The organism is Candidatus Zymogenaceae bacterium, from assembly GCA_016931225.1.
GTDB lineage: Bacteria > Desulfobacterota > Zymogenia > Zymogenales > Zymogenaceae > JAFGFE01.
In genome coordinates, this window is record JAFGFE010000038.1 from 1 (window position 1) to 25,768 (window position 25,768).

General features: G+C 52.9%; 14 protein-coding genes and 1 pseudogene. 1 reads left to right on the forward strand and 14 read right to left on the reverse strand.

From position 1 onward, the window contains the following. Positions 1-657, forward strand: a 657-nt coding sequence (locus JW885_14710) for an MFS transporter (GenBank protein ID MBN1883416.1), incomplete at its 5' end; no start/stop codon positions are given. A 99-nt stretch (positions 658-756) separates the two neighbouring features. Here the strand turns inward: JW885_14710 and JW885_14715 are convergent. The 14 genes and pseudogenes from JW885_14715 to JW885_14780 form a co-directional block, all read right to left on the reverse strand. Then, positions 757-5,883 carry a prepilin-type N-terminal cleavage/methylation domain-containing protein gene (locus tag JW885_14715; GenBank protein MBN1883417.1) on the reverse strand — a complete coding sequence of 1,709 codons (5,127 nt, stop codon included), beginning with the start codon at positions 5,881-5,883 and terminating at the stop codon, positions 757-759. Between the two features lie 27 nt (positions 5,884-5,910). After that, complete coding sequence (locus JW885_14720) at positions 5,911-8,256, reverse strand: pilus assembly PilX N-terminal domain-containing protein (protein ID MBN1883418.1); 2,346 nt, start codon at positions 8,254-8,256, stop codon at positions 5,911-5,913. Between the two features lie 114 nt (positions 8,257-8,370). Continuing rightward, a complete protein-coding gene (locus JW885_14725) occupies positions 8,371-9,216 on the reverse strand; it encodes a type II secretion system protein (protein MBN1883419.1) in 846 nt (281 codons plus the stop codon). Positions 9,217-9,240: 24 nt separating this feature from the next. Beyond that, a complete protein-coding gene (locus tag JW885_14730; GenBank protein MBN1883420.1) occupies positions 9,241-9,972 on the reverse strand; it encodes a prepilin-type N-terminal cleavage/methylation domain-containing protein in 732 nt (243 codons plus the stop codon). Positions 9,973-11,091: 1,119 nt separating this feature from the next. Further along, positions 11,092-11,490, reverse strand: a complete 399-nt coding sequence (locus JW885_14735; protein MBN1883421.1) for a hypothetical protein — start codon at positions 11,488-11,490, stop codon at positions 11,092-11,094. Positions 11,491-11,542: 52 nt separating this feature from the next. Further along, positions 11,543-12,586 (reverse strand): response regulator, encoded by a 1,044-nt coding sequence (locus tag JW885_14740; protein MBN1883422.1) that lies wholly within the window; start codon positions 12,584-12,586, stop codon positions 11,543-11,545. A 113-nt stretch (positions 12,587-12,699) separates the two neighbouring features. Next, positions 12,700-14,124 (reverse strand): hypothetical protein, encoded by a 1,425-nt coding sequence (locus tag JW885_14745; GenBank protein MBN1883423.1) that lies wholly within the window; start codon positions 14,122-14,124, stop codon positions 12,700-12,702. Positions 14,125-14,133: 9 nt separating this feature from the next. Further along, complete coding sequence (locus JW885_14750; GenBank protein ID MBN1883424.1) at positions 14,134-18,321, reverse strand: prepilin-type N-terminal cleavage/methylation domain-containing protein; 4,188 nt, start codon at positions 18,319-18,321, stop codon at positions 14,134-14,136. Positions 18,322-18,343: 22 nt separating this feature from the next. Next, on the reverse strand, positions 18,344-18,742 hold the full coding sequence (locus JW885_14755) for a hypothetical protein (GenBank protein MBN1883425.1): 399 nt from the start codon (positions 18,740-18,742) through the stop codon (positions 18,344-18,346). A gap of 352 nt (positions 18,743-19,094) precedes the next feature. Continuing rightward, positions 19,095-19,187: pseudogene (locus JW885_14760) on the reverse strand (prepilin-type N-terminal cleavage/methylation domain-containing protein). Positions 19,188-19,532: 345 nt separating this feature from the next. Further along, positions 19,533-20,933 (reverse strand): sigma-54-dependent Fis family transcriptional regulator, encoded by a 1,401-nt coding sequence (locus JW885_14765; GenBank protein MBN1883426.1) that lies wholly within the window; start codon positions 20,931-20,933, stop codon positions 19,533-19,535. Between the two features lie 43 nt (positions 20,934-20,976). Next, positions 20,977-24,246, reverse strand: a complete 3,270-nt coding sequence (locus JW885_14770; GenBank protein ID MBN1883427.1) for a PAS domain S-box protein — start codon at positions 24,244-24,246, stop codon at positions 20,977-20,979. Between the two features lie 38 nt (positions 24,247-24,284). Next, a complete protein-coding gene (locus JW885_14775; protein ID MBN1883428.1) occupies positions 24,285-25,214 on the reverse strand; it encodes a spermidine/putrescine ABC transporter substrate-binding protein in 930 nt (309 codons plus the stop codon). A gap of 343 nt (positions 25,215-25,557) precedes the next feature. Continuing rightward, positions 25,558-25,768, reverse strand: a 211-nt coding sequence (locus JW885_14780) for a hypothetical protein (protein MBN1883429.1), incomplete at its 5' end; no start/stop codon positions are given.

Consider the following 25,768-nt stretch of genomic DNA (forward strand, 5'->3'; position numbering starts at 1 on the left):
AGCCAGGTGGCCGCCTATTACTTCGACTACGTCCTGGCCGCAAGAAATGTGATGAACCCGAAAGACGAGATAACGAAGGCGATGCTGATACTGATCGGGACCGCCTTACTGTTCATTCCGGTCAGCGTTCTGATGAGCAAGAAGTTCGGCAAAAAGCTCGTCTATGGGGCGGGTTTCGTCATTTTCGCGGCCGGACTGGTGGTGCTGTTCATGTGCGGTGACAAGCAACCGGTCAGCTTCACGATGATCATGATGCTCATAATGGGCGTGGGGCTCGGTTTTCTGTATGTACCGCCGTTCACGATAGTGGCCGACGCGATCGAATACGGCTATCTCCAAACAGGCGAGCGGAGGGAAGGCTCGTTCTTTGGCATCTGGACATGGGGATTCAAGCTCGGCCAGGCGCTGGCCGCTCTTTCGATGGGCTGGATCCTTCAGCTTATGGGTTACGTCAAGGGCGCCCTGCCGCAGGCCCCCAGCGCGGAACTCGGCATCAGGCTGCTGCTGGGTCCGATCTCGGCTGCCGTATTCATATTGGCCGCAGTGGTGCTTTATTTCTATCCGATAACGGAAAAACGATATTCCGAGATACAGGAGGAAATAAAGGAGATGGAGACGGCAAAGGCTCAATCTGTACTTCGAGAGAAGTCATCATAAACACAGGTCGCACGGCATACCGTGTGACTTCTCATATTCATAAAAAAAACGGCGGCGACCGATTTCGGTCGCCGCCGCGTGTTCAGCCTTTAAAATCGACTATGATCCCGGCGTGATGGTGAAGTTATCGAAATGCACTCCGTCACCATACATACGCACACCGGGAGGGCCGGTGGGAAACAGATTGCCCGTGTCCGTATACGAAAAGCTGTGAATCACAGCGCCAAACTCATCCTGTACCTCGCAGTTGATGGTATTGTTGACGCATTCCATGATCATATGATATTTCGTGTTCGCCGCAAAATAGGGATGGGGTGTATCAAACTGCGCCCCGTAACTGCAACTCCAGTACCCATTATATACGGAAAATCGTATTTCAGCACCGTAGCCCACAGACGGACACCAATTCTCATTCCACGAATTTCGTATCCCCATGACATAGAAGTGGCTGCAGTCATTCACCCTGGTGACAAGATAGGCGACGCTTCCACCGCTTTCCGTGTTGGAGGCATCATCGAGATACACATCGACTTCCGCTGTGTAGTTGTCGTAGGCGAGCCCCAGCGTATCGGACGTCTCCCAGGAGGGCTGCGCCGCGGGATCTATAATGTAGGTAAATCTGCCCCCGCTGGAATCTCTATAAAGTGAGTAGCCCCCGGCGTAACTATCAATACTCCAGTAGGAATCACAGGCGTTGGTCCATCTGCTCTTATCCTGATCTTCGAAGTCGTCCACGTAGCTCGTGGGCGTGGGCGAAGTCGGGTAGAACGAGCCGACGCAGCCGTTGGACGTGGAGGCGGTGAAATAATCCGGGAAATCAACGCCGTTGCCGGTGAACACCACCATTCCGCCGGTGGAGGGGTTGCTGCTGAAGGTGCCGCAGGTGGAGGGGAAGACATCCCAGGAAACCGTCCCGCTCGCAGCGATGCCGGTAAGCAAATCCGTCAGCGTCAGGGTGACCGGCGTCCCGGCGGCCATATCATCCGAAACGGTGGTGGGATCGGCGGGGGCGATACTCATGGGCGGGCACCCGCAGACCTGGAAATTGTCGAACTTGGCGATGATATCCTTCACGCCGATGCCGACGGTGCCGGTGTGGTACACCACGTCGGTGGCGGAGGCGCCGCCGCCGCCGTCAAAATCGAGGAAGAAATCATCGATGTAAAGATAGAACTCATTGCCCTCGATCCTGGCATAGATGCGGTCGTAATCGCCGCTGTCGAAGTACTTGTTGAACCCCTCGCCGCCCAGGGTCACGTCGCTCCCGACCTGGGTGATCTCAACATCGACCGGGAACACATCCCGATCGACCCAGTCGACCCGCAGGAGCCGCGCCAGGGGATCGCCCGATGAATCCTCCGTCCACACCAGGATATACCCGGTGTCCATCATATTCATCGTGGGGTTATCCGTCATGGCGGTGAGCATCGCCTCGGACGCGTTGGCCCTGAAGATAAAGCACACCCCCTTGTCGATACCCGGCAGATAATAATCCGAAGCGGTCACGTAGTTCGTGCCGGCGTAGTCCGTGTCTTCGGTTTCGGCGATGTATTTATACCGGAAGCTCACCACGTAGTCTTGCCACAGCGCCTCCGAGGCGTCCGCGCCCACCACCGACTCATCCAGGTCCACCCAGGCGAAGGTCTCGGTGTTTTCCCATACATATTCCGGGGTGGTTGAGGGCGGCATGATGAGGGTGCCGTACTTCGTGCCATCATGCATATACGACCCATACGAGAAGGGGACGGAACCGCTCATGTACAATTCATCGCAGTACTGGAGTATCTGATGTTGGTAGAGTTCCGGGATATCCGACGACGCCATCGTGGACGGCGGCCACTCGGGGGATGAGCTGGTGGTAATGCCGATGGTGCCGAAACCCGCCCAGGCGGTGTACAGCAGCGGGGTGGCGTCGTTGGTCAAATGCTCAATAAAATTAAACCTCCCCTGGTTCTCCCAATAGCTGAAGGGCTCTGAGAACTTGATCCCCCCGTCGCATATGTCGACGATTGTTTGGACAAAGTCGCTGTCATACAGGCGTACCTCGTTCGACTCTTTGTCCCAGTAGCGGGCATTGAAATGTCCCCCGTTGGTCACCTCCAGCATCCCGTCGTTATCGGTGCTGGTGGTGCCGCTGATCAGGCCACGGGTGGGCACCCGGCCCCGGAATCTTCCGGTGTCGTTCCCGGTCTCCACCAGACGCTTGTTGTTGTTGGCGCTGAGGGTTTCGTCCAGATCCTCCTCGTCGGCAAATCCGGATGTCCATTCATACGCCTTGACGTAGACATCATCTTTGCCGCCGGAAATGTTTCTGAAACAGTCGTTCACCTCCAGGTACACGTAGTCGCCGGTCCAGATCGGATTCGAAGAGGAGAGGAGATCCGTATAACAGTAGTCTCGATACGCCTTCAGAACATCATCGGTGCCCACAGCCAGGGTGTACGTCTCTTCACCTTCGTTCAATCCGTATACGCTGTGCGCCTTTATCGTCACATCCTCCACCGCGCTCAACAGCTGGATGCCAATATAGGCATTCCCCTCGTCATCCGTATTCACCGTAACCGAGGTGAGGCTGTAGCCCGCGCCGTCGTAAAAACGCGCCTGCCCGCCGGTGATGGTGAAATCGACCGGGTTATAGGCAACATCATCGCAGTTGATGGTGGGGGGGATGTTCAGGGTGACCTTCGCCCTCACGTCGAGGACATCAAAGTCGCACCCGTTCTGGAGAAAACCGTCGGTTGAGTTGCCGGTGCCGTCGCCCGGGTTGGCGCCCTGCTCCAGCGCACTCAGGATTATGTTCAGCCCCTCGGGGCAATTGGTGAGGTCCGCCACAAGCTCGTTATCGGGATCGGGTAGATCCGAATTGAGGAGATTCGAGATCACCTCCGGATCGGCATAGGGATTACCGTCCGGATCGACGGCCACCAGCTTGATATGCTCCTCGGCGTCGGTATTGGCGCATCCGGTGACCAGGTAGAAGGCGGTAAAAACACGACTTGTTATAACCCCCCACGGCATACAATCGGTGTTGGGGGCAGCCCGGCCGGAAAGGGGGTCTTCATCCTTGTCCGTCACTTCGCCGTACACCGGTGCCTCGATGTAGGCCATGATGTTGTAGTCAAGGGTACCCCTCTTGTCCGTCCGTTTGTTTCCGCAGTCATAACAGATCACATCGAAATCGACTTTCTTCCCCCGGCACGCCTCCTCGTCGTTAAAGGCAGTGGGGTCCACCGCCATCCTGTACGGCCGACCTTCTTCCAGAGTGACAGTTTTGGAAGCCTCGACGGTCGTCGAAAGCCCCCATCCCGTGGGCTCCGCGGCATACATGTCCCTGCCGTCGAATTCCACGGCGGTGACCACAATATCCACACTGTCCGGATAGCTGGTGGCCGGTGATTCAACAGTCGGCGGCTGGAACCAGGCGAAGTACATTCCCCTGTCGGCAAGTTCATCGGTTTCAATAGCCTCATTTTTGCCGTTGCTGTTTGTGTCGTGATCGTATTCCTTCGTGACGCCTTCGTCATACGTAATATAAAATTTCCCCGGGTCTATATCCGTCGTCGGAGGCGATCCCGCCACCAGAAATTCCAGATCAATAACGGCGTCGGTCACCTTGAAGTCGTTGCAGTCCCTCGCCTCGATCTCTATAGGTTTCGTATCATCCGCATCGCACGCAGTCGCGTTAATGCTCGGATCCGAGAGGGTCAACGTGTCCGGCGGGCCCATCAAAAACGGCACCACGAGGGAATCGTAGAACGGAAACTCCTTGTCAACCGCCCCGATCGTGACGGTGACGGAGGTATCCGCCGATACCGTCACGTTTACCGGGAGCTTCTCCATACCCGCCTTGGCCCAGGGTTTCAGCGTGATGCCGGTGACTTCACCGTTTGAATCGGTTATCGGGTTGCCGTCCCCGTCGGTATTGGAAACGGATGTAAAGTCGAGGATGGATACATTGGCCGAGGAATAGAAATTCACCACGGCGCCGTCAATCGGCGCGCCCTCGCGATCCCTGACGGTTGCGGTCAGGGTCACCTCGGTGTCGGGGCACTGAAGTTGCGGGGGGTTGGCCTCGATGCTCAGCGTCCCGTACGGATTGAGGATAAGATTCTTCGGATACACGCTGGCCGTGAACAGGGCCCTCCGGAAGTTATCCTCGTAGGGGATGTATTCTCCGTAGGACGGGTATTCCTTGTCGGCACAGTACAATATAAAGCAGTCGTAGGAATTCAGGCTCTCATCGGTGCAGGCGCTGGGGGGATAGCCGGTATCGGAACAGCTGTATCCAAGAGGCTCCCCGGATGCGTCATAGGTTGCGACGCTGCCGACCGGGTATTCGCCCGCGTCGGTCCATTTCGGATCCTCTCTGGTGGCCCTCAGCAGCAGCTCGAATTCCACACGCCTGACCCGGCTCATCTCCTCCCGTGTCAGAACATACGGGGGTTTCGGTTTGATGCGCACGCCGTTGTCATCGTATGCGACCGGAAGCGGCATATTTTCCTCGTCATAATACCGAATGACGAAGTTATCCACATCCTCGGCGATGACATCCGGATCGGGATTGACGATGTACGGGTTGCTTGACGCGTCGTAGGCGCTGGTTTCGTCTTCAAGCACATACGTATATCGATACAACGCGTAGGGCGGACCTTCAAGATAGAGCTTGATGGCGTCCATCTGGTCGGGATCGGTATCGAGCGGCGAATCGGAGAGGTCATATCCGGACTCGAACACCTCGGAGTCCATGACCGTCCCGTCACCGTCCATATCGAAATAGAAATCGAAATAACGCTCCTCGCTGCCTCCGTACTTGGCGTTGAGCTCGGGGTCAAACACGATTTCCGTCGGTTGCTCATTTGTGCCGATATCCCGTATCGGGGTGTTCACCGAGATGGTGACAACCTCATCGGCCTCGACAACACCGTTGTCGTTCTCGTCCAGCACCGTGGTGAAATAGTGATCCGACGCCGATTCTATCTTCATGCCGTGGGAGATGTTGTATCCCGAATTTTGGATTATTCTCGAGAGATACTCGATGGCGAGATTACCGCTGGAATCCATCTCCAGGATGACGTCCTCGCTGACATACCGCCGCTTCTGGGAGATAAAAACCTCGAAAATCGCCGCCATAATGACCAGAGATATGGCTACTGCTATAAGAATCTCAACCAGGGTGAACCCCGATCCGGATCGCAGCCTCTGTAGCGCCTGCCGTAACGACTTCATGGTAACCTCGCTTTATCTCACGTTATCTTAATTGGGACTCCAGATAAATTCTTCTTCGTAGCTGTCCCCCTCCAGCCAGCCGACCCGCTCCACGCCGTAGGCCGAGGGACAATAGGGCGGCCAGTAATTCGGATCCTCATAGCCCGGATCCCAGCCGAAGTTTCTGTTGGGAGGAGTGTACGAGTCATCCCAATCATAATCGCAGCACTCGAACAGGCCCAGGGCCTGCCGGTTGAACCAGAGGTTGATGAGACATCCTCTTATATTCAATTGCCTTTTCACATACCCTACCTGCCATCCACCCCAGTCTTCATTCAACGCCAGGAAGTTGTGCAGGCCCTCGGTCTCGTCGTCGTAGGGTCCGCCCCGTATGGCGAATCTTGCCAGGTCGTCCCTGCCGGAGAAGAAGGCTCCGCAGTATTTTGTGTCGGTAGCTACATTTCCATTAAGGTTGTCGTACGCCGGAGGTCTTCCTTTCGTATAACCGCTGAGCTTAGACGCGTAGCCGTTAGACAACAGGTTGACCAGGTCCGCAACCACGGCACACCCCTTGGTGTTGACGGTATTGAATCCGGTGGTGGAATCGCTGCCCGCACCCAAAACGTAGACCGGATTGTCCGTAGCGAAGGTCGTGGCGCAGATCAACTCCTCGGTTTTCCACAGCTTGATGGCCTGGAGCACCTGGTTGCCCGGGTCGTCGTAATAGGGATAGGGCGGGCCGCCATCAACGGTATAGACGCCGTCCCAGCCGGCCACACCCGAGGTCTCGGCCACGGTGGGGGTGCGGGAGCAGTAAATGACGAGCTTTCGCGGATTCCCGGTGAGGGGATCGATGAGGAGTTCGTCTATCGTCTGGTTGTCTCCCGGGTAATTGTCATACTGCTCATCCAGGTACGTCTCAAAGAACCAGATCTCCAACGCCTCCAGGTTCACCACCGTCAGCGCCACGCCGTTCATTTCCTGGCGCTGGTCGTTTCTCTCCAGGTACACCGGGTAATTAGCGTCGATGTCAGAATCCGGGAACTCGCCTGAACCGGCGCCGTGTGTCTCGGGACAGAAGACGATCTCCCCCTCATTTGAGAGGATATCATCCCCGGCCTCATACACCTGGGTCGTCACGTCCTCGATCTTCACGCCGTTGGGGTAGGAGCTCGCATCCCACGCGAAGTCCTTGGTGGCGGCGTAGATGTGCAGATCCCGGACCTCATTGTGCGCCGCGGTCGTCGGAGGCCAGTTCCCGCTGCTCACATTCCCCTCCAGTACGATGGTGATGCCGAAGTACTCCGATCGGTCCGGAGCCCTGGACTTGGCCTCGTAAAAGCCCTCCCGAAACAGGGCGTTGAACTTGATGGTGGGGGACTTGGGGGCGCCGACCTTCAGGTAGGTGCAATCGTTTTCGTCGGTGAAACGGTTCATCTGCGCTTCCGCGTTGGAAGAGGTGATATCCACATCGATCTCCACGTAATCACAGTTGTTGGACCCGTCCCACGCACACTTGTCCTCGTTGGTCGTGCCTATTTCCTCGATGTCGTTAACCCGGACGAATGTTTTACCGCTTCGTGACTCTATCCCAGCGGGGCCCAGGACCCTGTCCTGATAGATGACCCCCGACGCGGTCAGGAAGTGCTTTGTGCGGGCGCCGGTGTCGTCGGCGAAATTTTTGAGATAGATGTAACCGGGATCCGGAGAGAACCAGATATTCCCGTTGCTGTGCACCCGGCCCCAGGAGTTCATTTCAGGCCCGCAGTGCCAGGGAAGGTCGTCGTCGAAAAAGACGAAATACTGGACCAGGGGCGTTTCCAAAACCCGAATCTGCCGCTTGAGGTATTCCGTCCCCCCCCGGGAGGAGTGGGCCTCGGCCACCACCTCGAGAACATACGGATAGGCGTAGTGAATCATCTCCTGACAGGAGTCGTATGTCCGGTAGATGAAGCGGTTTTTCTGGGGGTCCGGGTTTTCCGGGATGACCCGATACTTGACCGTATGTCCGTCCAGGTCGTCGAACAGCGTCTGGAACGGATATCCGTAACTGACCGTGCTTCCGTCGTCGTAGGTGTTCCGGGGTGTGCCGGAATAGGGATCGAGCTGGCTGGTGATCTCCTCATGGGTGATCATCATGGCCACCTCAAGCCCCGCCTCGGCGGCGTTCAGGGTGTTGCGGCTGGTCTTGTAATTGGTGACGATGTTCGTCTCAAGGCTCACATTGATGACATATGCGACCGCGATGACGGTGAGCGTCATCATGATAATCAGACAGAGCATCAGGATATATCCCCGGTCCTGTCGGCTCACGGTGTTTTTCCTCTCTTTCCCTGTATGCGCCGATTGTGCTCCGGCGTTCCGGGCGCGGTCGTGCTTTTTTTGGATTCCCATTCCTTCCCCCCTCTTGTGTCTGTAGACCTGTCAGTGCGGATTCGCGTTACCGATTCATCCACCCCTCTATAGGGAGAACCCCCTCCACGGGCGCTCTCCGATCGTTTCCCGGTATCACATGGAGCTTCTGGCGATAATGGTGTCAAACGATATGGTCCGTTCCGTTCCGGTCATGTCGTCCCAGGTACACTCCACGGTCAACTGTACCAGGTCGGCGCCGCTGGTATCGGTGACGTCGGCGGTATTCAGGGTGGCGTGAGAGATGGTTCTGCGGGTATCCCCCGGCGCCACCTCGTTAACGGCGACGGGCTCCAGTATCGTTCGCCGCTTCAAAATCCAGCTCCATTTCTGTTTTTCCGCAGTAGTCATGGCGGTGAACCTCACCGGGGTCTTTATCTCCTCGGTATCTATGTTGATGTATACCAAAGAGGACCAGATCCCGTCATTGGCCGTCTCATCGCCGTGGTTGTCCATGTCTCCGTCGTCGTAAAGCACCATGATCTCATCAATGTACACCTCCCGATCGTCGGCGGTGATCAAACCGCCGGCCACCTTCGCATCCAGGTCCGCCACGGCGGCGGTATAGCCCGCCGAGCCCGAGAGAAGGCCGGGCTTCAGAAAATCCTGAATGGTGCCGTAGTTTGGATCACGGGAGAGGATGTAATTGAAATTGAGCACAGAGCTGTAGCGCACGTCAACCTCGCGTATGGCGACCTTTCGAATATCCTCGATGTGACTGTGGGCGAGGGATGTCGCCTTGTTGAGCTGGCTGTTGAAGACCCGGGTGCGGGTGGAATAGACAAGCATTGCACCCACAGCCATGATGCCGACGGTAAAGATGGACAGGGAGATCATTGTCTCAATCAGGGAAAAACCGCCGTTGGAGAGACGTCTTCGATGTTTCCTCAGACCGAAACAACAAGACAGCGCTCTCGTGAGACCGTGTCGTAGCTGTTCCATATATTCATCCTCGCAGTATAATTATCATTCCTTGACCCAGGGGCAACTCCCGCCGTCGGCCAGAGCCTGGTCAAACTTATACACTACCGATTTGCCGGTAATATTCATCAGATATATGCAGCGCCTGTTGCTATTGAGACCTTCGGAAACATTATCTCCCGGAATGAGATACACCTCTCCGTCCGTCGATGAGTTGCCCCGGGGGTAAAACGTCACTTCGTTGCTCGGGAAGTTGATACCGTCGTTGATCCCGGTAATCGACGCTCCGGTGCATTTGAAATCATAGCTAACGGGGAAGCTGTACACGATGCCGGGCCTCAACTCCTCCACGGTCACTGCTTCACCGGCGGTGTATGAGGTGCTGTTATCATCGTCGTCGAGGATCTCGATGATGTATGCATCAATGGTGTTGCCCGCAAAACCAGTATCACCCGGTTTTCTGAATCCCACCACATAATAATTATTTTCCGAGACCGCCTTGATACGGGCCTGGTTCATCGTCAGGGCGATGGTCCTGGCTGAATTGTGTGCCTTGATACCGTTGATACTCGACCGAAAAGAAACAACGGCGATTGACGTGAGAATGGCGATGACGGCCACCACCACCATCATTTCCATGAGGGTAAAACCGCTCTGTCGCGCCTTGAGATGTGACGAAAAAAGCGATTTCTCTCTCGTGAGTTCTTTTTTCGATACGCAGTGTCCCGAGGCCGCCATACAGATTGTATCTTTCGAACATCCCTGGCGATAAATCATGCTAACCACCCCACATTCCGCATGAGAATATTCAAAATCAGATTCCGTACTGATATATTGCTACCGGCTCCATTATGAGGGGTATCGATACGTCATCAGAACCACTCACAATGTGATGCGCACAAACCAACATGCTGTGTCAACCGGTATTCAAAATATATTTGTGGCTTTTCGCCAATATAAAAAACAAAGTTTTACTCGTTGTCAAACCAATATGGTATGGATCATGTATGAATATGTTTTTTTCTCGGCTTGTATCGGAAAAGTGATGCGGGGCGTGTGTCCTTCGGTGTGTCGTCGGCAACAATCAAAAGCGCTTCATCGGCATCCATCCCCAGGATCAATCTCTTTTTCCGATACACTGTCGGCTTTTCCTTGTGTGGTTGACGAACGATATAGCGAGTATGAACATCAATGTCCAAAAAGCATATCTTATCGAGAATAGCCACGGAGAATCGGTGTCTGAAAAATTACGTATAACACAAATAACTTTTCACGATTTCCTGCGGCTTTTGTTGCCTGGAAAAGAAAAAAAGAGACACAAAAACCCTATCCGAAAAAGGATCGGTTCCTTCGAACAAAAAACTTTACTATTTTTTCGCCTTTTTAAATATGATACAATACGATCTTCAAATTCGTCAATAAAAAAACGTAATTACGTCATCGGAAAGGCCGGAAAACACCCTTTTCCTACGAAAAAATGACGGTTTGAGGGAAACCGACGAATCGCCTGGGGAAATGATGAAAATATCACGGTGAAGTTCTCGTTAATAGATTCACCGGACATTCATCCGTGGATCAGTATCTTATACGCGTATGCAGGTGTTTCACCGGAGAGCGGGAGGAAGGTTCCGAACGCACTTCTCCCTAAAAAAGTGTGAAAATGAAAAAACAGCATGTGTCAAAAAGACACGATAACGAGTTATTGAGATCGTTGATCACGATCCGAAAACGCCCTCGACGGAGAGAGCCTGCCGTGACGGGTGGGCCGAAAACCCAACAACTCGCGTTCCTCTCTGCTGTTATATGACATGTCGGTCGATCCCAACTTTTCCCGATGCACAAAGGAGGGTGTGAATGTTCGGTTTCGTGCACAAGGAATGAGGAAATGCCGGAATCTTATTCGACAAACGTCATCGCTTTTTTATAGTACGTTTTAAAAGATTCGTATTCTTCGCTCGCATAGGGTTTTTTTACACAAATATACACGCCGTCTCTGGCGTTCTTTCTTATATTATTTTCATGTTCGCCGCCGTTTCCGTTCACACCGTTCTTCTTGTCGGTAGAGCGAATCTTCGATATGCTGCGTCCGATTTCCTTGATCCATTCCATGGAGAACATTCGCTCAAGAATAGAAAAGGATATATCTACATATGTCACATTCACGTCGTTGTCCCGTACGAAGTCTATCGGATTATATCCTTCGTTAATTGTCAGAACATTATGTCCCTGCTGCTTGAACGCCGCTGTGACATATTCGGTTGCATAATCATTTCCTTCAATCACAAAGACTTCCATGACATCCTCACTCTAACCTTTATAGATCATTCATATATAACCGGTCCGTTCATCAGAGGGCTATTCCCGTATTACTATCAATTGTCTTTCGGTGCCATACATTGACAACCCGCTTATAAATCATTTCCTTCTCTCCACCGATCACCCGGATTTCTCCGTTCAGGGTTCTCTCGACCAGGTCCATCATGACCTCGCCTACGTTGTCCCGGGTAAGCCATATTTTATGGAGATAATTCGCTCCGAGCTTCAGAATATCCCGCATCTCACGTTGGAGTGACGTGACGGCGACGACATGAATGGGCGGCCTGCTGTCTCGCGCGGCGACGATGACATCTATGCCGCTGACCTCATCCAGTATGATCTCTGTAAAAATCAGGTCCGGGTGCTGCTCCCGGCAGTCGGACCCTATGAGCGCCACCGCCTCCCGTCCACTTCTGACAGCCTTGACGGTTATTATCCCCTCATACAGAAGCTCCAGGATATCCCGAACGACCACGGAGACGAATTCGCTGCCATCCACCACAAGGGCCTTGATCTTCATCAAGGACAAAGCCTTTCTGATAATGAGAGACTGCAAGAGGGAATAGGCTTCCCAATCGGTCATGTCCATCATGTCAACAAGTGCGTTGACGAATATCCCGTTTTCCGGCACCAACTCGAGGGTTCTTTGCTCCTTGCCCGACAGGTCGAAGAGGTCACGACCACGCATTATTTTATAAAACGGATGCAGCTGTTGTTGTATTCTCTCCTTCTCTCTCTGCTGTCTGAGCCCCTCCATCAGGAGAGATGACATATCCTTGTTGATTCGATATTTCTCCGGTTCAATGCGGGACACCTCAAACGCCTGGAAACGGGCGTCCTCCCACTCCATCATCCGAAAAAAAGCCTTTTCCCCTCTTTGGGAATTATTGATGCTCGCGCCGACCACCCGGGCGTTGTCAAAATAAAGACGCCCCTCGCCGCCGTTCATGGAAAACAGATCGATACACATCTTTTTATTATTGGAGAGACACTGGAGAAGACTGATGAGGGACAGTGCGGTAAAAACACCCTCTGCTTTGAAACTTTTCAGATGAGTATGTTCCGCACTGTGCATGGCTTGCCTTCCGTATACGATGTGTTATGGTCCAAGACGTTCGTGTTTTCTCCCCATGTCACCATCGGGATGCAATAGAAACAAGCGCTTTTCTGTTCTATCGGTTGACTTCCCTATTCCGTATACCAGCTCACCTTCGTGGAATATCCGGTCATGGTAACGTTGTCGAGGACCTCGGAGCTGTATAAGACATCCGCGTTACCGGTGCCGTAATGGTTAATGTCCACACTGGAAAGGGACATGATGGCGCCGATAATCAGCGGCGTTCCCGCAATCTTGTCTACCACATCGGCGATAATCAATCCCTTGAAGGTGGCGTGTGATGTATATTCACCCAACTTCGCCGGCTGGAACTGCGGTTCGTCGGCGTACGGTGTGGTCCGTGCGATCACGCTTGTGGGATCCATGGGGTCGTACATATGGGTGATGACGCTGTAAGTGTTCGTGCCGTCGGTGACCGTGGTGTCGTTGAAGCAGGGATGGGTGGTGTCTCCCGAATCCCGGTAGAGTTCCGCCGCCTCATAAATGCACGGGTCGAAATCCGGGTTGTGGACAATCAGTATCCCCGAACCGTTTTCCTTGGGGCCCGGATAATCGCCGGTGATATAGGTGGTCCCCTCCAGGGGGGTGCTGCCGTTCATGCCGATGCTGCCGTCATATATCCCGTAATAGTCGCAATTGGCCGGATCGAGAAACGCCGCATCGTTTGTGTCCGTCGGGTCAAGCCCCAAAACCTCCAGCGGATTTCTGGGGAAGTCCCCCCAGGCCGGATCGGTGGGGTCCCAGGCCCCTTCGAGGATCGGAGGGTCGCCTTCCGCGCTGGCGGCCCCGTCCACCTGCACGTCGTTTCCGGTGGTCGTCAGGATGCCCGGCATGCCCGGATTCCCGGTCAGGGCGCCGCTCGCGTCGTGATCCCTGCCGTCGACATTAAAGTTACCGTCCAGCTCAACCCTGGAGTTGGCGGTGATGGCCCCCTTTGCCTTTACGTCCAGCGGGGCCTTGCTGATCTCCAGGACCATCACCACCTCGCCGTCCGCCGCCTTTCCGACGGACCGGATGACCTCCACCGCGTATCCGTCTCCGGGACCGGGGCGGGAGATGTTCGGGTAGTAGCCGGTATCGTAGGTGACGACGGCATCGTAGCTTCCGTCGCTGTCGGTATCGAGCTTTTTGTGTTCGATGGTCACTTCATACGTGTCGCCGTTGTCCATGATACCGGTCCAGCTGGGGGCTCCTGAGAGGTCGTAGGACCAGGCAAGGGAATCGGCATCATCATAGGGCTTGGGATCAAACATGTTCGCGTCGTACAGGGAGTGGCCCGAGGGGAGGTTCAGCCTGGCGACGGCTTCATTGATGCCCGATTCGGCGGCATAGAACGCCCGGGTGCTGGAATAGACGTTTGAGCTGATCTTGAGGTCCGTCGACGACATGAAGAACATCGACATCCCCAGGATGGTCAATAGAAACAAGAGCATCATGACCACCATCATCGTCAGACCCGAGTCGTCCTCTGTGAACTTTATCAGTATCTTTTTCATCTCTCTCATCTACTCCGTCGTAACAATGTTTGACGACAGGCTCTCGTTGACCGTCGGCTCGCAGGTGTCAAACGAGGTGACATAGTAACTGTAGACGTTCTTGTTGAGCTTGCCCAGACCCCAATCGTAGAAGTTCGTGGTGCCCGCCGTGAGCGTCGTAATGAGGGTGTACGGATTGCCGTTGTCGCTGCGATACACCTTGTATCCGGCCAGATCTATCAACGCGCTGCCGTCGGTATTCGTGGTGGGCTCCGTCCACCTGATCTTCACGTGACCCGGGCTGTTGCCGCCGGCGCTGGTTTCATAAATTTCAAGTCCGGACGGCGGGGACGGGATATTGTCGCACGGGTCGGGGATTACATTCACGGTGGTCGAACAGAGGAATTTCCAGTCTTCACATGTAGTGCCGCTGAAGGGAACCGTATCATACCCGCCGATTGTGATGATATCGCTGGTCTCCACCTCCAGGTCGATGTCAAGGGGTGTTCCCGGGTAGTGATTGGACAGGTATGTATAAATTGGGCTTCTCCCGTAGAAGGCCTCGTCGATGTAGAACAACCCCGTGTCCCCGTCCTCGAGCATCCGTACGGTGTCCACGTCTCCGTTGACGTCAGAGCAGTTCTGGATGTAGATGATGTCCCCGGATACTCCGTCGTTGGCCAGGGCGCAGACCTTGATGGCTAAATCAAAGGTTTCTTCCGCCGTTATCTCCGTGGTTTCCAGCGAGATGGAGCAGGTCGCGGCACCCACGCATTCACTGTAGAGGTTCGATGGATCGCTCTCGTTCGGCGTCGGCTCGCACAAGTCCAGCGCGGTGACGTGGTAGCTGTAATCAACGGTCGAGAGATCAGACGGCGCCGTATCTGTGTAGCCGGTAGCGGTGATTACGGTCGGGTTGACCTTGGTCCAATCGCTCCCATCGTTTCGATAGAGATTGTAGCCCAACAGATCCGATCCGATGGTCGATCCGTCGGTGTTCAGCGTCGGCGCCGTCCAGTTGAGGGTCACGCTGTATGTCCCGTCGCCGTTGAGCACCGGCGCGCCCACCGCGGCCAGGTTCTCCGGGTTTTCCGGCGTGTTATTGCAGACGTCCCCCTCCTGCTGGTAGTAGTTATACGCCCCGGAATCTATCTCCGGCGCCCGGTCGAAGTTACCCTCCATATCTTCGGCCACGATGAAATACCAGGTGGTCGAATCGTCCGAATAGGGAATCGAGCTGTCCGTGCGGTAGAGACTTCCCGACACGTTGAACATGTCGATGGCGGTGTAATTACTGCCGTCATATACCGGGGGACCGGTGACTTCGTCGTATATGTCGGTGGTGTCGGTATAGTAATAGAGCGTAACGCTGTCGATACCGACTCCGGAGTTGTCGTACACCTTCGCGGTAATGTCGACATCCAGACCGCCGGGAACCACCACCTCACCCGATGGATTGGAGCCTGTGGGCCCGGGCACCGGCCACGCGGTGGTCGCCGCCGAAGGCTTGTCCTGGGCGACACCCACGATCGAAGGACCCTGGGGCACGTAGATATACTCGCTGCTATTACACGTGATCGTCGTGGGCATGGACTCGTTCACAAACGACGCCGATACATCGACAAGATCCTCCCTCATGTCGATATACGAGTTGACGGTACCCAAAGAATCGGTGAACACAAGCACCACCGGCACGCCGACGGAACCGGAGCCAACGCTCCCATAGTCATAGATCGTCTTGGAGATAGCGATGGATGATCCGGAAGTCTTCAACCCGCCCATGAGTGACGCATCAAAGACCTTCTCCATTGATGTATTTATCGAGACGTCGCTGCTGCCGATATAGACCTCGGAGAGATACGCCAGGGAGTTCTCCCACTCAATATCAAGGTTTTGTATCGTCACGGGACCGGCGCTGGTGTTTTCAATAAAGAAGGTGACGATATTATGATAATACGAAGGCACCGACTCCCAGTACTCGCCGCTGATGGCATAGTCAAGCACATCGTCCTGCTGGATCTTACCCGGCATGATCCCTTCCAGGATTGCGGGATCGGAAATATTGTTCGCCTTGATGTCGGCGTAGCTCGGGTCCGACGCATCGATGTTCTCGTAGATACAGTCCGTGGCCCGGATTCCGTACGAGTAAATCCCCCCCTCCGTCACGCTGGAATCGACGAAGTAATCGAACCACTGGGGGGCGCCGCCGGTCAGCTCCGTGCTGCTTGTCAGGTCGAAGGTGACTCCCTCGCTTCTATAGACATGATATCCGGCGAGGTCCACGATGGTGGTGCCCTGGTGCTCCCATTCGAGCCTGACATAGCTGCTGCACCCCTCGCCGCTCAGTCCCGATGGGATATCAGGCGCGCCGGCGAAGTCCGGGTCGTCCCCGCACAGCTCCGAGAGGGTGACCGCATGGGTGGAAAATTCGGAGGCGTTTCCGCATAGGTCGTAGGAGACCGCGAAGAAATAATAAGTGTGAAAGATATCGAGATCCGGGATCGACGGCGTCTGGACCGTCGTGGAGTCGAAGATGATGGGAGGAAGCGTACCTTCCGCCGTGAATACGCCACCGCCGTCCGGCAGCAGCGTCCCGTTGGAAATGGTCCCGTCAGCATTCAGAATCGGATAGGAGGAATCGGAGAAATAGACCTCGGTATGGGAGAAGTCCGGATCGTCGCTTCGGTTCGGGTTCGTGATGCTCAGAAACACCCGCCGCCAGCCCGCCTTGGACGCAATGTCCGGCACCGGGTAGGGATCATTGTCGATGGCGGTGGCGTCTCCCGGGGTGGTGTCCGCGCCGGAGGGCGTATCGGACATCGGGTCAGTAGAGCCGTCACCGCTGGTAAAGCGGTAATCCGACGAGATATATCGTTTTGTGTCGTCATCGCCGGCATCGTTTGAAATCAGCGTCTCATCGCAGTTGACGGCCGCAATAGCATAGTAATAGGTCACACAACCGATCAGCCCGGAATCGACAAATTCACCGTCCGACGGGCCCAAGGTTGTGGGCGTCGTCTCTTCATCGGCCACCAGCACCAGCCCCTCCAGGTCCGACGGATCGAAAGAGGCGCTGACCGGGAACGATGAAATGGGCGTGCTGCTGCGATAGAGGCGATAGCCGTCGACGTCGCCATCGACCGACGGCACCCAGGAAAGCTTCACCTTCCCCTCTTCACCGGGCACGTCTTCGCCGATGAAGTTCTCGGGGGGGGCGGGTTTGTTTGGATTCGGAATTGTGTCGTCACCCGAAAATCCGTCTCCGCTCACCTCAACCGAATAGTCGCTCATGTTCAGGGATTTGTCGAATGCGCTCATCGCAATATAATACATGAGTGATGCGGGATTGTTCGACGGCGCATAGTCAAGATCGGTCAAGGTGTACGACGTGATACTCGAATTGTTGATGATTATCTTTTCCGTATACGGTGATGCAGTTCTGCTTTCCAAATTCAGATATATGGCGTAGCCGGCCAGGTCCTTTTCCGTGTTCGCATCCCACGAGATGTCCAGCTCGCCGCAGTTCATCGGATCGGTAATGCTGATGTTGATGGGAGGATCCGGGGGGGTTGTGTCGAGGAGATTTGTCTCCAGCCCGAGGTTTCTCACATAAAAACTCGTACTGAGCTCCCTGGTATGAAATATCTTCCTGATTGGGTCCTTGCGCGGAGTCCTGACCGTCATGCTTATCTCAATACGACGGACTTCGCCCAGATCCGACGAAGCGATTGCTCCGGTGCCCACGTCAAACGGGATCGGCTGATCCTGATCATCGTAATAGGCCATGGTGAAAGCCGTGACATTTTCCACAAAGTCCTCGTCCGTGCCGGGACCCCACCCGGGAATAGTCGCATCATACAGGTTCTGACGACGGATGATCGTCTCTGCCGTCGGTTTATACTCGTAGAGGATCTTTATCCGCGTATCGTTGCGGTTGTTGTACTCCTCGAACTGGATATAATCGGATTTCGCTGTGATGATGTCCGCGGTTATCGGCGATGTCATCGCATCGTACCCGATCAACTGTATTTCCCGAGACATGAATTCAAGGGCCATTTTTTCATTCTGCTGGGTCTCCAACAGCATGTTGTGGAATTCGAATGCCCGGTAATCAGAGAGGAAGACCTGATACACGGCCGCAAGGACGATCGCCGATATCAAAAGCGCCACCATCACCTCGATGAGCGTAAACCCTCTCTGATTTCTTTTTCGACACATCTGAATCACCCGACTCTCTTTCTTAATACTTCGATATCAGTGTTTCGATTTCGAGGTCCTGTTCGCCCCGAAGATCTTCCCACTCCACGCGCATGACCACTTTCTTGACACCGTCAATCGGATCATCACTGGTGACGACCCAGGAAAGATCGTAGTCAACGCTGTCTACCGTGGAATTCGCTGAATCACTTTCGATATTCACGTAGGGGGTGTTCCTGAGCTCTTCCAGTTCGCTGCGGGCCAGATTTGTGGCCACGGACAGTTTTTCGCTGAAATGCGTATACGTCATGGTCTGGGTAAAGAGCATGGAAATGGAAAGCACTCCCACGGTGAACACGGCAACGGAAATGACGTTTTCAAGAATTGAAAAACCGCTCTCGGAATTCATTCTCTTCAGATTGTTTCGTATCTTCGTAATCATGTTACCACCCCTTTGATATTTTAACCAATCCGGTGACCGCTCTCACCGATAATTTTCTCTTATTGTCAAGCACCTTCGGAGATGAAGAGTACATCTTTATTTCAGCATTAACGTCCGCCTGGCCGGTCGGATTATAGGTGATGGTGGTTGACGTAAGCGTTCCGAAATTGACCCCGTCGGGCAGACTGTAGGATTTGGTCTCGGTGGGGAACGCCACATCATACGTCCCATTCGCCTGATCGAAGGTAACGATCACATCACGATTCGAACTGATGGCGGTCATTCGCGCCAGCATAAGCACCTTGTGCAATTCGTCGGCCGACGTTCGAAACTTAAGCCTCGGCGACCAGCTTGAAAAGGTCGGCACCGCAATGGCCGCGAAGATCGCGATAATGGCAACAACCACCATCAACTCGAGCAGTGTAAATCCCTTTTTGTATTGCATCGTTTGAAACCCCGCTCTCTCAACATTAATTCTCAATGGAAACTCCCATTTCTGCATGATTCATCTTCTATATATGCAATAACTCTGCCAATCGCGTGGCGGGGCCTAACTGATTGATATTGCTGGTGATTGGAAAACGTCCGCGCTTCCCTGGAGGAGTCCCGTCTTACAACGGACAAAAACACCGGTGTGCGAGGAGAAGTGGTATAAATCGAATGATATTAACTGGTTGGGCTTGTAGTGGAACAGAGAGAGTGCAAAACGATTTTGCGGTATGCAACGTGCATTTGCGTATAGACGTTTACATGTAAAAATGTTGTATAAAGGTATATCACCGCATCCCCTCTATTCGTCGTCCTGACCCGAGATGCCGTGTTTCTTCATCAGATGCTGAAAAGACTGACGCGACAGATTGCTGTCCCGTGCCGCCTGGGAAATATTCCCCCCGGATTTCTTCAAGGCCTCCCTGACGAAATCAACCTCGAACCGCGTCAGGAGAGCGTCCCTCGATTCACGGAAAGACCCCTCATCAAAAAAGGATTCACCGACACCCTCATCACCGGGAGACTCAGGTCCGGGAGTGCTCAATTCCAGGGCATCACATGTCAGATTGCCGTCGGTGGAAAAGACAACCCCCTGGTGTATGACATTTTTCAGCTCGCGGACATTTCCGGGCCACGGGTTTTCCTCTAAAAGCTCCATGGCCTCCTGGGTAATGCTCTGCATGGATTTGGAGAGCTTCGCTGAAAACTCGTTCAGAAAAAACGTGGCCAGCCTGCGGATATCCTCCACGCGCTTTCTCAGTGGCGGCAGATGAATGTTTATCACATTGATTCTATAATAGAGATCTTCCCGAAAACTGTTTTCTTCGACCTTTTTCAAGAGATCCCTGTTTGTCGAGGTGATGATCCGTACATCAAGCTTTTTGACCTTCTCCGATCCAAGGGGAAGTATCTCCCCCTCCTGCAGCACCCGCAGGAGCTTCACCTGGACGTCCGACGGGATGTCTCCGATTTCATCAAGAAAAATCGTCCCGCCGTTCGCCTTTTCGAAGAGCCCCATCTTCTCCTTGTGCGCATCGGTAAACGCACCCTTCGCATGACCGAACAACTCGCTCTCGAGAATCTGCGGTGGAATATTGGGGCAGCTTATGGAAATCAGCAAATGATTCGCTCGAGTGCTCAACTTGTGCAGGGCGTGGGCCGCCAGCTCCTTGCCGGTGCCGCTCTCGCCCGTGATGAGTACCGGCGCATCGGTGGGCGCAACGGCCTGTATTCTCTCGTACACTTCCTGCATCGGTCTTGAAACGCCGATGAAATCGACAAAGTCGGCTTCTTTCGTGAGGCTGGTACGAAGGTCCTCCACCTCCCTGACGAGCTCCCGGTTCTTGAGTGCTTTTTCTATTGACATCAGAACGATGTCCGAGCTGAACGGTTTGGTGATAAAATCGTGCGCCCCGATCCTCATACAATTGACGGCCTGTTCTATACTGCCGAAAGCGGTTATCATAATAACGATGATCGTGTCATCACGCTCTTTAATGAGCTTCAACAGCTCCACGCCGTCCATCCCCGGCATCCTGACGTCCAACAGCATCATCGATATCGTATGCCGCCCCATGATCTCCAGGGCCCTTTCCGCCGAATCGGCGAGAATGATGTTCTGATAACCGGCCCGTTTTAAAATGCGACTCAAGAGCGTCTGTACGCTCTGGTCATCGTCCACAATTAAAATATTCTCGCTCATGTCTCAGTATCTATTCTCTCTGATAGGATTGATGATACCTTGTTTAATGCAGGTCTGTTTCCATGACAGGCAGCGTGATGATAAAAACCGTCTCCTTACCGGGCTGGCTTTCCACGCTTATCTCCCCACCATGTTCAGAAACAATACCGTAGCTGACGGACAGGCCGAGGCCCGTTCCCTTTCCCTGGGGCTTAGTGGAGAAAAAAGGATCAAATATGTGTTTTTTATCTTCCTCTCTGATTCCCGGCCCATTGTCGACAAACGAAACGGAAATACACTTGTCCATATCTCTCCATTTCGTGTCGATTCTGATAGAACCGCCCGTGTCAACCGCGTACACCGCGTTATTGAGCAGATTGAGAAACACCTGGGTTATCTTTATTTGATCACCGAAATACGGAGGAATATAGTCCTCCAGTGACAGATCAAGAGATATTCTTTTGTCCTTCATGTCCTTTTTCACAAGAGGGATCACCCCCCTGACGACATCATTAATGGAGAAATAGTCTTTTTTATTCGGCCGTGCTCTGGAGAACACCAACAGGTCATCGAGAATTACCTTGCAGTTCTCCGCCTGACTCTTGATGATTTCCAATCCCTCCTCTTGCTCTGAATCCGATTCGACGTCCTGGAGTAAAATCTGCGAGTATCCCAGTATGGCTGTCAGAGGATTGTTGATCTCATGGGCCACGCCCGCCGAAAGCTGTCCGAGAGAGATGAGTCTGTCGCTCTGAATAAGATGCTCCTGGATCTTTTTTTGCTCGGTGATATCGGTGCTGTAAATAAGATAGTCGTATTTCTTTTCTTTCGTTTGAACGGGATACACATTGACGGAGAGGAACAGTCGAGATTTTTCAATATCAACGACAACCTCCCCCCCCGTCGGTTCTCCATGTACAATGACGTCCGCCACCGGACAGCCTGTACACGGAGCGTTCTCCGAATTGAAAAAGGAATAGCACGTTTTACCGAGAATATCGGTATATTCGAGTCCAAGTTCTTCCTTGATGCTCCTGTTCACGTAGAAGAGTTGATATTGCTCTGTTATCATGTACATCCGGGAATCGACCGCATCGAACGCCGCCTGGAATCTGTTTTTTGCATTGATGATATCCGTTTCCATTTTCTTTCGCTGCGTGATATCTTTGAGGATCCCATGATAACCGGTAACCTTTCCCGACGAATCCTTTATCACCGTCGCCGCCTCTATACAATCGATGAACGTACCATCCTTCTTTTTCATTATCAGCTCATAATCGACAAGGAATCCTTTTCGTTCGATTTCATTTTGAAATTTCTCCCGTTCATCGGCGTCTATATAGAGATCATCGGCGGGCAGACTCAACAACTCATCACGGGTGTATCCGAGCAATTCCTCGGCGGCGAAATTTATATCCAGAATTCTTCCATCAACCGTGGAAAAGTATATGACATCCTTCGACGTCTCAAAGAGGTTTCGATACTTTTCTTCGCTGGCCCGCAGGGCTTCTTCCGCCTGAACGCGGTCGGTCACGTCGCTGAAGAAATCCAGCGTCGCCGGTGTATCCTCCCAGGTAATATGGGCGCTGATAACGTCCACCCACTTGATTTCTCCACCTTTTGTGATAATCCTGTAGGTTAAAGACTCCTTGATGTCCTCTCCGGAAAGCAGGCGGTGAAACTGTTCTTGAACCTTCTCTCGGTCTTGTTGATGCACAATCTCATCAAAGGGTATGAGTATCAATTCTTCTTTGGAAAAACCGGTCAACTCCACAGCCCGTGGATTCATGAACCGGACTTGACCGTCCTGAATGATGAGGATGGCCTCGTTCGCGTTCTCGAAAAGCATTTGGTACTTTTCTTCGGATTCCCTGAGTTCCTTGGTTTTTTCCTTTACCTTCATCTCCAGGAAGTTTCGATATTCCTCCAGCATCTTCTCCCTGATCTTCCTGGCGGAGACATCGATGAAGAGCCCGGCGACAATTTCCTTTTCAGGTTCCGATATGAGCTTTGGGCGAAATTCAAGAAACAGGTGTTCACCCGTTTTCTTCCGCACCGGCATCTCAATACTTTTATCGAATTCCGGTGTTGACAAAAGATTTGTGTACTCCTTTAGTATCCTGTCATGCATGTCTTTCGGGAAGAAATCCGTAATATGTTTTCCCATGGCTTCCTCTCGGGGAAAACCGAGAAGCTGCAACGCCGCTTCGTTTGCATAGTGAATCCTCCCGTGGTCCAGCAGAAAGTATCCCTCATCGATATCTTCCACGAGAGTTCGATATTTTTGCTCGGAATTCTTGATTTTATCCGTATATTCCAGGAGACTTTGACTCATCCTGTTGAAGGCGTCGGCAATGCTTTCTATCTCCTCCCAGCTTCGAACGGATATCGAGACCCCCATCTCACCTTGGGACAGACGCCCGGCGCCGTCTATTATCGTCTCGATCGGTTGTGTAATACGTCCCGAAAGAAACAAACTCACAAGGATGATGATCGACGTGACCGCCACAAGCTGCAAGAGATCCCGTATAATGACATAATTTATCAGTGAATATACTTCATCCTTCGGCTGAACAATAACAATAAGAAACGGATCAGCCAGATTTTTGTTTTCATCATCAAACAGCGACACAAATCCAATCTGATGCACATCGGCTTCATCATAGAATGAAAACGACGTATTGGTCAGTGTGCCGTTGATATACTTATCCACCTCCAGGTCTTCAAATACATCAAAAATCCTGTCCCTGTTCGGATGAGCGATAATCCTTCCATGAGAATCCAACAACACAACATACCCGCGGTCGCCGACATTCACCTCGCTGGTCATTTCCCATATCTTTTTCATATCCATGCGCGCCACGATGACGGACTCCACCGTTCCCTCGTTGAAAAGAGGGACAAAAAACGTGATATAGAGTCGTTTCCCGTCTGAAGAAAGATATGGGGTGCTGATGACCGCTCGACCTTCCAGCGTCTTTTTAAACCAGCTTGTCGCCGAAATCTCCGAATAGAACGAGTATGTCGTAGAAATAATAACAGCGCCGTCCGAATCCAATAACGTAATATCGTCGAAATACTGGTAATATTCCTGTACCTTGCTCATTTCATACAGCTTGACGTCATCTGAGGCGAAATCCGAGGTGATGATGGGATTTTCAGACAGGAGCAGAAGGTCGGTCTGGCGGTCGTTGAGAAAATTCTGGAGGGATCGGGAGACGTTTTCCGAAACCTCCTGGAAGTACATGAATCCGTGTAATTTAATACGGTCCGTCAGGGCGAAAAAATCCACATAGAGGTATATCGCCAATGGGAGGATGGCGACACATACCATGATCAGAAAAAGATCGGAACGGAGAGATCTCCTTTTTTTTATTGCTGAAGCTCCGCCCATACCCTGTTCATAAAAATGTTTCTGGACACCGAAAGCGGTTCGTAGTATTCGCACCGACTCATCAGTTCCTCGTCAAGATAGATCATCGGTGTCTGTAATAATTCCGGATTCAGATACGACATGGAATCCCGAACCGTATTGGCGTTCCACACATAATTGGAAATCTGCGCGATATTTTCCGGTCCCAATACAAAATCAATGAAGGTGTGAGCATCACCGACATGCGGCGCCGCGGAGGGGATCACCCAGCAATCAAGCCAGATCGGCGCTCCGGAATCGGGGATGACATATTCAATATCTTTATTCTTCTCCATCGCCATGTAACAGTCACCACTGTATATATAGGCAACGGCAATCGATCCCTCCTCGAGATGATCCTGAATAGTAATCGGATCGAAATAGCCGTTGACGATTTTTTTCTGTTCCAGTAAAAGTTCTTCCGCCGCCGACAGGTCTCCTTCGTCATCACTGTTAATCGAGGCGCCGAAGATCTTCAGGGCGGGGGAGAAATCTTCCTGTATATCATTCAACATGTCGATTTTACCGGCGTATCGCTCATCAAAGAGAATCTCCCATCCCGGATTCTCGTCTTTCACCTGCTCCCGATTTACGGCGATCCCGGTTGTTCCCCACAGAAAAGGCACGGAGTATTCCTGAATACTGGATGACGGAGAGGTCCTGAAAAGATAAGAGATTTTTGAAATATTTTCCATGCGCCCCTTTTGAATCGGCATGATGAGTTTCTGGGCGATCAACGACTCAACCATCGTCCCGCTGGCAACAACGAGATCATATTCCCCCTGGTTCGACATTAACAGCGAGACCATCTCATTCTCGCTTCCATAGTATTCAAAGATGACATCGATGTGATATGTCTCCTCGAAGTCGCGAACCACATTCATGTCCATGTAGTCTTCCCAGTTCAAAATCGAAAGAGTACGCCTCGAATCGCCCTGAAAAGAGGTTTCCGTATCCGTGCATCCGAAACAACTGAGGGTCAGCAAAAGAAGAACTGATGTTAGTCTCATACATCTCTTGAAAAAAATCTCTTTACAAACAGACATGTAAAATCTCTCTGTCGCGTGTGCGTCCTTGAATCGCGGGGTCGATAAATGATGTGATAGTTTTTACTATACCAAAACTCTTATAATCATACCACATTTAAAAAAGTAAACTGTGACATAAAAAAACCGGCGGCCGTCCAAGCCCCGGAGGTTCTCTGCATTCCATGAGTTTTTTTAGATTCCGCTTCTAGTTATTTCCCTTGCCTTTGCCTCTGTTGCCGTCCCTTCCTCCCCCCACGCCGCCGCCGACGCCGTTGTTGCCGCTGCTATTGCCGTTACCGTTGCCGCCCGCGTTGCTGGTCCCGCCGACACCCCAGCCGATCCCGTTGTTGCCGTTGCTATTGCCGCCTACGTTGCTGGTCCCGCCGACGCCCCAGCCGATCCCGTTGTTGCCGTTG